Below are 13,662 nucleotides of genomic sequence, written 5' to 3' on the forward strand. Positions count from 1 at the left end.
CCCTGCCATAACGCTTACTGCTGTACGTAATTTAAATGACAGCACTGTATTCCGGGCGGGTGAATCTTTGACGAACAACGTGTGGAGCAGAGATTACATGGATACGCTCGGCATACAGATTAAGTATTTATGGACAACAACGAAAGGAACGGACGACTATAATCAAAGGCTGAATGCCTCGATATTGACAGGCGAGATTCCCGATATTTTTGAGGTGGACAGCCTGCAGCTCAAGCAGTTGGTCAATGCTGGCTTGATCGAGGATTTGACCAATGTCTATGAGACGCATGCGTCTGGTGCCGCCCGCAGGATGCTTGAAGAAATTCCGAATGCGCTGGAAACCGCCGAGTTTGACGGAAGACTGATGGCGATACCGCAAGGGGCTTCAACTACGGATCAATCGCAGGTGCTTTGGATCCGATATGACTGGCTGAACCGCCTCGGTTTGCCGGAGCCGGAAACGATGCAAGATGTAATAAATATTTCGAAAGCTTTCACAAAGCTTGATCCAGATGGGAACGGCAAACCTGACACGTTCGGCCTTGGACTTAACATGGGCTTGCATAATCGGATTAATGTGGCCTCCTTGAAAGGATTTTTAAATGGCTTTCACGCTTATCCTTCAAGCTGGATTAAGAAAGGCGACGGACAGATCGCCTTTGGCGGCATACAGCCTGAGGTAAAGACCGCTCTGGCTGCTTTACAGGAAATGTATAAGGATGGCCAGTTGGACCCGGAGTTTTCCGTGAAGGATCAGAATTTTATGGCGGAGGAAATTGTAGCCGGCAAGGTAGGGATGCAATATGGAGCCTGGTGGAACCCGACCTATCCCTTGCAGACAAGCAAGGATGCCGAGCCTGATGCGGATTGGCGAGCATATGGCATTCCTTCTATAAGTGATTTGCCTGCCAAGGTGGAATACAATTTTCCCGTCTATAGCTATTTTGTCGTTAGAAAAGGAATAAAGCATCCCGAAGCGCTCGTTCATTTGCTAAATTTAATGGTGCATCGCGGTTATGAGGAGCCGCAATGGGAGCGTTTTTTCATCGGCAAGGACGGTTTTTTATACAATAACTATCCATTAGTCTACACATGGCCGGAAAACGGCAGCTTTAAAAATTATCTCCATATACAGGAAGCTTTGAAGTCAGGCAACCCTGATGAACTGAACACTGTGGAAAAAGGCTACTACGACAATATCCAGGCTTATCGGCAAGGGGCAAATCAGTATTGGTTTGAAGAAGGCATGTACGGCGAGATTAGCGCATGGTCACATATTAAGGAAAAAATTGATCATCAGCTTATCCAGATGAATGAGTTTTATGGCCCGCCAACCAAGACGATGAGCCAGGTCACGCCCATCCTTGAAAAGCTCACGCTAGACACTTACACGATGATCATTATGGGCGAATTGCCGCTAGAAGCATTTGATGAATATGTTGCTCAGTGGAAAGAATTAGGCGGAAATATTATTACGAAAGAAGTGAATGAGTGGGTAAAAGCGAAAGGTGGATGACAAGCATGTACAAAAGGCTTCGTTTTTTTAGCTTGTTTATGGCAGCTTTAATATGTACGACCGCGCTCTATGGCCTAAAAACGGCTACTTCAGCGCATGCGGCCTTTGATCTGCTTGTATACGAAACACCCTTTGAAAATAGCGGCGACACAGATTGGCTTTCAGCATCAACCAGCTATGATTCAAGCCAATTTCTATCCTCTGGACAATCTTTAAAATATAGTCGCTCCTTAAGCTCCAGCTATGTGTATCCTTCCAAGTGGCTGCCTGCAAGCGCTGGCGAAAGCTATTACGCCACAGTATGGATAAAAACCTCTGGGCTTAGCAGCTCAGGCGGCGCAACAATGGCTATTGAAGCGCTCAGCTCAACGAATGCTTGGCTGGGAGGGAAATATGTGAACGGCATTCGAGCGGGACAGTGGACAAAGCTTACTGTTCCGATGTATACGCTGCCGGCAAATACAGCTAAAATAAGCCTCTCTCTCTATTTGGAGCAAGGCACAACAGGGACAGCTTGGTTTGATGACCTTAACGTGTATGAGTTTCAGCCAAGCCAATTGGTTTATGCCTACCTGGATTACCCCTCTTATCGAGGCAAGCTGATCGATATGGATCATACAGACATAAGAGTGAAGACGATCCCCCATGCCTGGTCGGCTGATTTTAGCGGGTATACGACAAAAATCAGTCTGTATAATCAGGCTGGTATAGTAATGAATTCCGCCACTTATACGGGCCAGCAGTCTACGGCTACGATATTTGACGGTTCTGCACTGGCGAATGGAAGCTACAAGCTTGTTATTCAATTGATTAAAACATCAACCGGGCAAGTAAAGGGCTATATCGAAAAGCCGATTACTAAAACAGTCTCAGCTCCAGCCAACTATGTAGATAAATACGGCAGGCTATGGAAGGATGGCAGTTTATTTTTTCCGATAGGCATTTATACTTCCGACATTACAGCAGCTGATATGCTGGATCTGAACAATAGTGCGATTAATACGATTTTGCCTTATGTGCATCCTGATGCAGGCAAGCTGGATTTAGCCAATAGCTACGGCTTAAAGGTCATCTATTCCTTTAAAGATTTTTACTACGGCTCTCTGCATGCCCCTTCATTTATTACGAGTGTGGCGGATGAGGCCCATTATATCGCCCAGCATGTAAATTGGTTCAAATCTCATCCAGCTCTACTCGCTTGGTATTTGAATGATGAAGCGCCTCTTGATGCGAGATTGCCCGATCATTATGAAGCCGTAATTACAAATGATGCTGATCATCCGGCATACATCGTAGATTATAATGTTCCAAGCCCGGACAATTTCATGCGGTCTTCTGACATATTTGGCATGGATCGTTATGTCGTAAAAGGGTTGTCATCCGATCCGATCAGCGAGCCCGGCAGCTATCAAAGGAGTTCTATGAATGCGCTTCCTTTCCGTGGTCAATGGCCTGTCGTACAAGCGCATAATCTTGAGAATTACGGCCAAGGCGGCACTCGTCCGCCGACACTCGCAGAACTGCGCAATATGACATGGCAGTATTTAACCGAGGGCGCTACCGGTCTTATGTTCTACTCTCAGTTTGATTTGCAAAACGATGCCAGCGGGCAGCCTTATGCGACTTTGCTAGGAAACGTGAAGCAGGTTGCAGCAGAGGTGAAGGAGTTCGTGCCGCACCTCTTGTCCATCGAAGCGGCGCCGCTGACAACGACAACTGGCGGCAGCTGGTTGAACTGGACAGTCAAGCGGTACAACAACAAAACATTTATTTTTGCGGTGAATAACGGAAAAACGAATCAAACCGCATCCTTTCAAGTTGCCGGAGCACAGCAAGTAAAGGTGCCTAAAGAAGGGCGTGTATTGCCGGTAACAACAAGTACGTTTACAGATTCGTTCGCACCATTGCAAGTACACATCTATGAGGTGGAAGGTTAGGTGGAAAAAATGAAAAGAAAGTGGCTCAGTTTATTTATTGCAGCAGCTCTCGTGCTTCAGCCAGGGCTCGTTCCAAGCGTGACAGATCGTTCGTCTTCGGTTGCTTACGCAGCCAGCGGCGATGAATTGGTGTTTGAAGAACACTTTGATGATGCAGAGATGCAGGATTGGATTACGACCGCAACTAGCTATGACGATTCGGAGGCTTATAGCGGTACGCATTCCTTGAAATATGAACGGACTGACCCAAAAGAGTACGAATATCCAAGGTATCAAATTAATTTGGAGACCGGCTCTACTTATTATGCTACTGTGATGATTAAAACAAAAAATGTAGCCGGCGCCGATAAAGCAAGAATCGCTTTAGAGGCTTATGACGGTGACGATTGGAAAGGCGGGCAATACACAGAAGGAATTGTGGCAGCGGACTGGACATTGCTGAAGTTGCCGACATACACCATTCCAGAGGATGCGACAAGAACGCAGGTTTCGCTTTATTTGAGCAAGGATGGCACGGGCACGGTATGGTTTGACGATGTCAAGGTATACAAAAAAGCGTCAGGCAGCAGTACCATTACAGGATATGAAACCTCATTCGAGGAGGACGATGAACAGGATATATGGATAACAAGCTCGACGAGCTTTGATGACACCGTATTCCGTACAGGCACTCGCTCTTTGAAGTATGAGAACGGAGCTACGAATAACTCACCGCGCTTCGAGTTTGCTGTTACCCCAGGAATGGGATATTACGCAGAGGTGTGGGTAAAAACTGAAGGAATATCGGGCGAGGATGGGGCACTGCTTGCGCTGGATGTCGTGGATTCGGCAGGAGGTTGGATAACCGGCTCCTATGTAAATCCGATTAAGCCTGAACAATGGACACTGCTGCGAATACCGCTGCTTACAGCTCCTGCCAATGCGACAAAAGCAGATTTGACTTTATATACAAGAGGATCGGCAGGCACGGTTTGGTTCGACGATTTGCAAATTTATTCGGTTATGCCTAAGCTGCTGCAAACACAGCTTGCGTATCCCAATTATAGAGGTTTTATTATGCCGGGGGATGAGTCCCCCATCCGGATAAAGGCAGAGCCAGCAATTGGAGCTGATTTGACAGCTTATACACTGCGCGCCAGTTTGTTAGGAAATGATGACTCTGTGCTGGAAGCACAAGAATACACTGGGGTTTCAAGTATAGAGCATACATTTGCTTCTGCACAATTGGCCCCGGGCACCTACAAAGCTCGAGTAGAAGCTCTTTCTGCCGATACGGTTGTTGATTCCAAGGAATGGACGATCCAGAAGGTTTCCAGTCGTGCTGAGTTGCCGAGAACCTATGTGGACAGCGAAGGAAGGTTTTGGAGAGACGACAAACTGTTTTTACCGATTGGCATATATGCAGACAAAATTATTGCCTCTGAGCTGGAGGAGCTGAAGGACAGCCCGATCAATACACTGCTGCCTTATGATTATCCGTCCGAGCAGCAGCTTGACCTAGCTCAGCAATACGGCAAATCCGTTATCTTTTCGCTGAAGGATTTTTATTACGGGTCGACATGGGCGCCTGAAGGCATTGAAAGTGACGAGGATGCGGTAGAAATGATCAGTGATTTCGCAAACCGATACAAGAGCCATCCGGCTTTGCTGGCCTGGTATTTAAATGATGAGTCGCCGAATGATGACCGTCTGCCAAGTCATTATGAAGCGGTGAAAGAGAATGATCCTGATCATCCAGCCTATACCGTCGATTTTAATTTGCCGAATGCCAATACGCTGGACAAAACGACTGATATTTTCGGGTTGGACGTTTATCCGATTAAAGGGCTCGATACCGATCCGATCAGCGAGCCTGGCAAACTGCAGAAAGAGACAACAGCAATGCTAGGCAAAAAAGGTCAATGGGCAGTCGTGCAAGCGCAAAATGTGGGCAACTACGCGCAAGGCGGGCTTCGTCCTCCAACCGAGCAGGAAATGCGCAATATGGCATGGCAATACATTACTGAAGGTGCCAGAGGAATACTGTTTTATTCTTTATTCGATTTGAAAAATGATGACAGCGGACAAGCCTATGAAAAATTGCTAGGTCATGTAAACACGGTAGCTCAAGAAATAAAAGATTTGCAGGCTTTTATTTTGTCAGATAAACTGGATTCAAATGTGAAAGTAATTGGCGATTACAGCGAGCATCTGCACTGGATAAGCCGCCAAGTGAACGGAAAAACGTATCTTGCTGCAGTTAACAGCAGTAAAGAAGAGCTGGAAGCAGCCTTCAGTATACCTGCAGGCATGCAGGTGAAGGATTGGAAATCAGGGAGCAGCATCGCAGTCAGTCAGAATCGTTTGCAGCAGACGTATGGCCCATTAGAGGTGCGCATTTATGAGCTAAGCCCGCTACCTACCTATCCTGGGGGAGGACTGGTTATCGATCCGATGCCATCCACTCCTATAGCGGAGCTGGAGGAATATTTGAAAGGTATTGAACAAAAGCTGGCAGGCGCAGCCCCGTCTGAACAAGCCGCGCTGATTGCTGCTGGAACGGAACGAATTAAAGCTTTGTTTGAACAAATAAGCACGTTAGACCTAAGCTCTGCCGTTTCAATTCATGCTGGCGCCGCCGCAGCTGAACTCGGCGGGCAAACGCTGCAGGAGCAAATTGCGAATGTTCAAGCATCTATCAAGCGTCTGAATGAGCTGTTAGGAAAGCTTAATCCTTCTGCTTCGGCCTTAAACGCGAAACTGATTATGGATTTAGGTTCGACTGAAGCAGGCCGCCTATCATTGACGCTGGATGAGCAGCTCCTTCAAAAGCTGAAAGAAGCTGGCTTGCTGGATGTTTCTGCGAAATGGTCGGGTGTAACTGTAAGCTTTGATCCAGAACAATTTAATGGCGAGACAGAGCTTCAAATTACAGAAGTAGATTTGCAGGAAACAGGTTATTTGGAGCAAGCCCTTGCCTCGCTTGCCTATCATATTCAATTGAAAATAAACGGAATAGAGCAGCCTGTTTTCCAAAAACCGATCCGTTTGGAATTGCCAGTCGATGGGGACTTCGATCAGGAGCTGCTCGTAATGGCTGATCTTGGCCAAGACGGTCCTGGATTGATTAGAGGAAATATGCTCAGTGGCAGCTATGCAGCATTCATTGGCGGTGCTTCAATATTCGCTATTTTGGAAAACAAGGTGGCATTTGATGATATTGACCATGTCTCGCATTGGGCGGGTCGCGCGATTGGAGTTATTGCCGCAAACGGCATTGTGAATGGAAAAGCGGAAGGTCGCTTTGATCCCGATGCACCTGTGACAAGGGCACAATTTGCAGCGATGCTGGCCAGGCTTTATCAGTTGAATCTCAAAGACTTCTCACAGCCATTCCACGATATTAATGAGACAGACTGGTTTTCGCCGTATGCAGCGGCCGCTGCTACGAGCGGTTTAATTAATGGTCGTGCAAACGGGACATTTGGCCCTAATGACGCGATTACTCGCGCCGAAATGGCCGTATTGGCCGGGCGGGCAATCAGGCTATTTCATCAGGAAACGGACAGCCATCAGGCTGGCAATGAATTAAGTCAATACGTTGATATTTCCGGGCTGACAGAATCTATGGCGAATGATATTGCACTAGCTGTAAGCGAGCAAATTATTGCAGGTGTTTCTTCCAATAAAATGCAGCCGAATGGCACTGCAACACGAGCGCAGGCATCTGTTGTCATCTATCGCTTGCTAGCTGTAAAATAAGGAATCCTATATTAAACAGCAGTTCAAGATTTTCACGCTTGAGCTGCTCTTCTTTATTTACTCCCGCAGTGCGGCAATTGAGTCATTCAAAAAACAGGGGGATACAATGAAGATGCTACCTATTAAATTGTCTAGCATATTTTTCAAACTGGCTATAGCATTTTTATTGATTATACTGCCCTTGTCTATTCTCGGCTTGTATTTAAACTATTCGAGCTCGACAACCGTAAAGGAACAAATCGAACAATCGCTTAAGTCTAGGCTGCATAACTATGTCAGAGGAATGGATGCAGACTTTCAAAGATTGATGCGCCTAAGGAATGAGCTGCTCGCGGACAGCGACCTGCAAACGCTTAGCTACGCCAAGCATCATCTCTCCGATTATTTATATGCACAGGCCGTTCTCCGCATTCAAGAGAAGCTGAGGCTGCTCCAAGCTTCCAGCTTATATATGGATGATATCAACGTTTATTTACCGCGCATTCAAAGAAATATTTCTTCAAGGGGATTTATAACTTTGCCAGTTGAAGACGAAATTGCTGCGCTCAAGCGGTCTACTCTTTCATCCCCTATTGTTTTTTGGAACGATCAATATTTAATAGGCGGTTCGTTTCCGGGCACTTATGGGATTGAGGACAGCGAGGATGAGCCTTTTCTTATATTAAAGCTATCCGTTTCAGAGGATTTTCTGCAGCAGTCTCTAAATGAGGTGCATAATACGAAGCTTGGAGGAGGCATGCTGCTGCAAGCCGACAAGCAGTGGAAAATTGTTAGCGGGAATGACCAAATGCATGCATTAGCCGAAAACTTAATTCCACATATCGCCGGCGAATCGATGGAGCAGTTCCAGAATGGCAGCTTTAGTGTAACGGCCAACCATGTGGCATATACGGTCATTTACGAAAAATCTTCCGTATTAAATACGGTTATGGCTGTTTTTTTACCAGAGGAAGAGACGCTTGGGCCGCTTACGAAATACCGCTATTGGTATTGGATCATTACTTTAACGTCGGTTGTAATAGTCATTATATTTTCATATTGGATTTATCGTATCATTCATCAGCCGATACAAAGAATGGTGTTTGCATTTCGCAAGCTGGAAAAAGGCAACTTGAATGTTTCCTTAAAGCATAGCCAAGAAGATGAATTTGCTTATTTGTACGAGCAGTTCAATATTATGTCCAGCAAGCTTCAATTGCTTGTTCACGAGGTATACGAAGAGAAAATACGCTCGCAGCAATCCGAGCTGAAGCAGCTTCAGTCTCAAATTAACCCTCATTTTTTGTACAACAGCTATTTTGTACTGCATCGTGTAGCGCAGATGCATGATACCGATACAGTCATTCGACTATCCCGTCATTTGGGAGAATATTTTCGTTATATTACTCGGAATGGTGCTGATGAAATAGCGCTCGCGCAAGAGATTCGCCATACTCATTCTTATATTGAAATTCAGATGCTGCGCTATTCGCGCAGAATACAAACAATTTGCGAAGAATTGCCAGACAGCTGCAAGGAGGTTCTGGTGCCTAGACTGGTTCTGCAGCCTATTTTGGAAAATGCATATGAGCACGGGTTGGAAAATAAAATGGCCGGCGGCATTGTAAAAATGTCTTTTTCGTCGACAGATGAGCTTTTGCAAATTACGGTGGAGGACAACGGGGATGATTTGTCGGATCGGCAAATTGAAAGGATTGCAATGGAGCTCAAATTAGAGGAGCATGTGGAAACAACCGGCATGTTAAATGTGCACCGCAGGCTGCAGTTGAAATTCGGCAAACAGTACGGATTGTCCGTTTCACGTTCTTCACTTGGCGGTTTATGTGTCGAAGTAGCTATTCCAATAACAAAGGGGACTTAGGCATGTATAGACTACTTATCGTTGATGATGAGGAATTGATCGTCCATGGCTTGGCACAGCTTATTGAAAGTTCGCTCGATTATGAAGTGGACATTCATCTCGCATACTCTGCCTTCGAAGCTTTAAATATTTTTAACCGAATAAAAATCGACATTGTGCTTAGTGACATCCGTATGCCTGGCATGTCGGGTCTTGCTTTGCAGCAAGAGATCAATCGCGTATGGCCGCATGCTCTCGTTATTTTTTTGACGGGACATGATGATTTCAATTATTTGCACACAGCTAGCCGAAACAATAGCTTCAATTATATATTGAAAACAGAGGATGACAACATTATCGTTGAGACCATCCATAATGCTGTTCAAATGCTGGAAAATAAGTTTGAGCGGGAGCAACTTGTCATGCAAGCAAACGCTTATATGCTTGAAGCGCTGCCTATGCTGCAAAAAGAATGGATTGGCGATTTGTTGCGCGGAGAAGATAAGGATGCCGGCAAACTTGATGAGCGCATGACTGAGCTGAAAATACCGCTTAATGCCGCTTTTCCCGTACTACTTATGCTAGGTAGAGTAGAGAATAGAGAGCTGAAGTCACAGGATCAGACGCTGCACGGCTTCTCGCTTCATGCGATTGTAAATGAACTGCTCAGTCCTTCGCTGCAGTTGTTCTCCTGTATGTATGAACATGGCAATTGGATATGGCTAATTCAGCCTAAGCTTGCCCCCGAGCACAATGATCCCCAATTTAATCTGGACAGCTCCTGGAAGCTTGCCACAATGCTAATCAGCCAGTCCCTGGAGCAGATTCAAGCGGCTTGCAAAAAGTATTTAGGTTTGAAGGTGTCGCTGCTCGCTGGAACTATACCGGTGCCTTTCCATGAAAGCAGCCAAACATTCAGCAGACTTAAACGAATTTTCAATTTTGAGTACGGCTTGCATAAAGAGGTTCTTTTGTTAGAAAGTCAACTCTCGCTCAGTACGGAGCGAGAAAGCGATACTTCATTTCAATCGCTGACTGGAATGATTAGAAGGTTGGAGACCTATCTTGAAACTTCTCAGCGCGAGCCGTTTTTTTTGCTCTTATCTAAGCTTGTCCGTAGTACGGAGGAGCATGCGAACGATCAAATCAAACTGCAAACGTATTATGCTATCGTTCCGATTTTCTTTACATTTTTGAATAAATCATTGGATAAAAGCAGCATTGGGCTCAATATTGATTTAGGAAAGCTTACGCAGCTAACAGCTCATAGCTCATGGGAAGATGCTATGGAATATTTGGCAAAGGTAGCCGAAGCGATATTCGAATATAGCCAATCGAATGTGGCGGAGCTTGAGCTCAAGGTGATCGCAACCATTAAACGTTATATTGAGAACAATCTGGCAGGCGATCTGTCACTTGCCAAAATTGGAGAGGTTGTCGGATTTAACCCATCCTATTTGTCCCGTTTGTATAAGCAGTTGTCTGGCGAGGGGTTATTTGAGTATATAACTGAAGTTCGATTGAATAAAGCAAAACAATTGCTCAGAAATCCGCTGCTCAAGGTGCATGAAATTTCGATGGAGCTTGGCTTTGAATCATCGGCATATTTTACAAAGTTTTTTAAACGAGCGACGAACTTAACGCCTTCAGAATATAGAGAAGTGCAAGATTAACACGTAAATTTATCATTTTCAATGAAATCACCTATAATCGCTAAAGATATACCTTTGTAAAAAGGTATCCTTTGCGATTATTGGAGGATTTCAGAAAAGTCGAGAGATTTTCAAATTTCGGGGTACAATTGCATGACACTTATGGTACTTCCATCAACTGGGATGAGCTGCATAAGTTATGATTTAAATAGACCTTCGCTTCCCCCGCCGTTCAAAATGATAATGCAACCGATACAAACAAATATCCTTCGTCCACTGATATAGAGTCTCTTCATCCTCTGGACGAGCAGACGCTTCAATCCGCAATGCGAATACGCCATTCTCGAAGGTCGTCATGCTTCCCCGCGCGCCAGACCATTTGGACATGGGCATCTCCGCGATAAGATCGCTTACCCCAGCCTCATTGTAGCTCCACAGTCGCTTAGCCTTTTGATCCGAGAAGTCGATTCGCTTCCGATATTCCTTGCCGGTCAAGTATTGATGGAAGAATGGAGCCGCCTCGGATGGCGTAAGTACCTTCATCCACTCCCTCGCCCCACGCTCAAGCATGGCAAGCAACACAATCATCTTGTAGCTCTTGGCCATCGCGGTCTTTTCAACATCCTTGAGCCAAGCTTCATATTGCTGAAATAGTCCTTGCTCGCGCTCCGTCAATTCGTGAGCCCAATGCAAGAAGCCGATGTAACTACCGAATTCGCTAGCGTATTCGCGGCTATTGGCACGACCATGCAGATGGAGCTCCAAGTAAGTCGGAGTCCGGCCAAGCTCATGCTTTAATTGTCGGTAGGCTCCCAGCAGATACTCTCTTCTCGGAAGCTTCTTGCGGCTGATCTCCGCCAACAGGTCGATGACTTGTATATCCAGCTTCAACTCGCATTCGCCAGGAAGAGCCGCCGTTACTGCCACCTTGCCAGAACTGGACGTCTCGTCCTTTTCCTCGAACAATCGCATCTTAAGGTCCGCATTGCGATAATTGCCGATCAAATCAATAATATGACAATGGCTTTTGTTTTCCGATAGTCGAAGCCCCCGGCCTACTTGCTGCGTGAACACGGTTAGAGACTCCGTTGGTCTGACGAATAATAACGTGTCGACGCTTGGAATATCTACGCCTTCATTAAACAAATCCACGGTAAAAATAATATCGAGGTTCCCCTTCGACAAGCCTTCAATCGCTTCGGTTCTTGTCATTCCAATGGTCCCTGAATGCAAGCTGACGGTCGAAACTCCCCGTTCCTGAAAATAATCAGCCAGGTAATCCGCCTGTCGGATGGATGAACAGAAGGCAATGGTACGCGTGATCTTATGCTCTCCCCAGGCTTCGTAAATGCGGAGTGCCATGGAATCGCGGAGCTGTAACGCTGCCAGCTGCTCCTCGTCATAATGCGAGCCTAACCAGCGAATCTGCGAATAGTCCGTGCTATCGTATACGCCAAAGTAACGGAACGGCGACAGCCAACCTCTTCGAATGGCTTCCAAGAAATGAATTTGATAAGCAACGTTGCCGTCGCATAACGCGAATACGTCTTTGCCATCCATTCGGTCTGGCGTCGCCGTAATGCCGAGCATAAACTTCGGCTCAAAATAGTCCATAACTGAACGATAAGATACGGCCGCCGCGTGATGAAATTCATCCACGACAATGAGATCAAAAGCATCAGTCGAGAAGCTTTCCCGGTGCCTTCTCATCCCTAATGTATATATAGATGCAAATATACAATCCGCATCTGCTTCCTTATGGACGCCGTTATAAAGCCCAAAGCTTCTATCCGGCAAAATACGCGAAAACGAGGCCTTGGCTTGATGCAATATTTCCTCGCGATGCGCGACAAATAAAACACGTTTAAATCGCTTCGCGAGAAATCCGGCAAGATAGGTTTTGCCAAGTCCGGTGGCCATCACGACCATCGCCTTCTCGTAACCTTCCTCCAAGGTTCGATCCAGTCCCTCTAATGCCTCTAGCTGCGCAAATCTTGGGGTAATGGCAACCTCCGGGATTGCTGTTTCCCGCTCCATTGCTTCGACGATTTCATCCGACCGGTAATCCTCTTCCTCCATTCGCTCAACGAGTCTCGTTAACTCAGGACTCTCGCGATGACGCAGCAGATATTCCTCTTCGTAGCTCGTTATGCTCGTTCAGCGGCATGGTCGATTCATGATAGAAGTTCTGCATGAATTTATCTAGCGCAACCTGGAAGGTATAAGGCTCCGCTTTGGCGTTCATCGCCAGATTCCATTCCATACCCATCTTCATCGCCGACATGGAGAAGTTAGAAGAGCCCACGATTAGTAAGCCCTCGCCAAGCTCGTAATCGAATAGATAAGCTTTGGGATGGAAGGATGTCCCCATGCTTCGCCACAACCTGGCTTCTAACCGTTCGTCAATGCCGCACAATAACCGAAGACCTTCCGGCTGCGTTACGAATAGGTAGTCTCCCGCCAGCACCTTCACTTCCGCTCCGCGTTCAATCGCGCTCTTCAGATGAGGTGCCAGCAAACGTACTCCCGACTGCATAATGAAAGAAGTCATAATATAAATGCCGGCGGCATGCTGCATATTAGCGATTAATTCATCGCCAAGGTTTTCCGTAATCAGCCTGACGTTAAGCTTCGTCGTCGACATCGATCAGATACACCCGCTCCCGGAAGCCACCTCGTTTTTCGGCCTTTTGCCTGCGAAGCTCCTCTCCTTCCTCCACGCTGTATCCGTGTGCGGAAGTCAGGGCTCTAATCACCTCAAGAACATCGGCCAGTTCCTCCAGAGCTTCATTGGAATTTTTGGCACCTAGATATTCGTTGACTTCTTCCATCAGCTTCGTATTTAGTTCTTGGAGATACTCCTCGTCGTTCAGAACCCGAGTCCGGCATGTCTTGCCCGTCTCTTCAATGATTTGCGGAATGCGATCTCGAACGAGTTTATTGTAAGTTGGCATCTGGATCACCTCTTCCTGTATG

At 46.3% G+C, this 13,662-nt stretch carries 6 protein-coding genes and 1 pseudogene; 5 read left to right on the plus strand and 2 right to left on the minus strand.

Features of this window, described 5'->3' with window-relative positions:
- From PAT3040_RS07905 to PAT3040_RS07925, 5 genes are all read left to right on the plus strand, one after another.
- On the plus strand, window positions 1–1,516 hold a 1,516-nt coding region (locus PAT3040_RS07905; protein WP_108992179.1), incomplete at its 5' end, for an extracellular solute-binding protein.
- 5 nt (window positions 1,517–1,521) lie between these two features.
- The gene (locus PAT3040_RS07910) at window positions 1,522–3,453 is read left to right on the plus strand and encodes a hypothetical protein (RefSeq protein ID WP_108992180.1); all 1,932 of its coding nucleotides are present in this window, start codon (window positions 1,522–1,524) and stop codon (window positions 3,451–3,453) included.
- Between the two features lie 9 nt (window positions 3,454–3,462).
- On the plus strand, window positions 3,463–7,194 hold the full coding sequence (locus PAT3040_RS07915) for an S-layer homology domain-containing protein (RefSeq protein WP_258234895.1): 3,732 nt from the start codon (window positions 3,463–3,465) through the stop codon (window positions 7,192–7,194).
- 106 nt (window positions 7,195–7,300) lie between these two features.
- On the plus strand, window positions 7,301–9,055 hold the full coding sequence (locus tag PAT3040_RS07920; RefSeq protein ID WP_108992182.1) for a sensor histidine kinase: 1,755 nt from the start codon (window positions 7,301–7,303) through the stop codon (window positions 9,053–9,055).
- 2 nt (window positions 9,056–9,057) lie between these two features.
- A complete protein-coding gene (locus PAT3040_RS07925; protein ID WP_181376494.1) occupies window positions 9,058–10,707 on the plus strand; it encodes a response regulator in 1,650 nt (549 codons plus the stop codon).
- 183 nt (window positions 10,708–10,890) lie between these two features.
- Here PAT3040_RS07925 and PAT3040_RS07930 read toward each other — a convergent pair.
- Together PAT3040_RS07930 and PAT3040_RS07935 are read right to left on the minus strand one after the other, a co-directional pair.
- Window positions 10,891–13,330 (minus strand): annotated as a pseudogene (locus PAT3040_RS07930) (DEAD/DEAH box helicase family protein).
- Window positions 13,311–13,640, minus strand: coding sequence for a nucleoside triphosphate pyrophosphohydrolase (locus PAT3040_RS07935; protein WP_108992184.1), 330 nt, complete (start codon window positions 13,638–13,640; stop codon window positions 13,311–13,313). The pseudogene PAT3040_RS07930 and the gene PAT3040_RS07935 overlap by 20 nt, the downstream one beginning before the upstream one ends.
- Window positions 13,641–13,662 lie beyond the last annotated feature (22 nt).

The organism is Paenibacillus agaridevorans (assembly GCF_003112455.1).
Classification (GTDB): domain Bacteria; phylum Bacillota; class Bacilli; order Paenibacillales; family Paenibacillaceae; genus Pristimantibacillus; species Pristimantibacillus agaridevorans.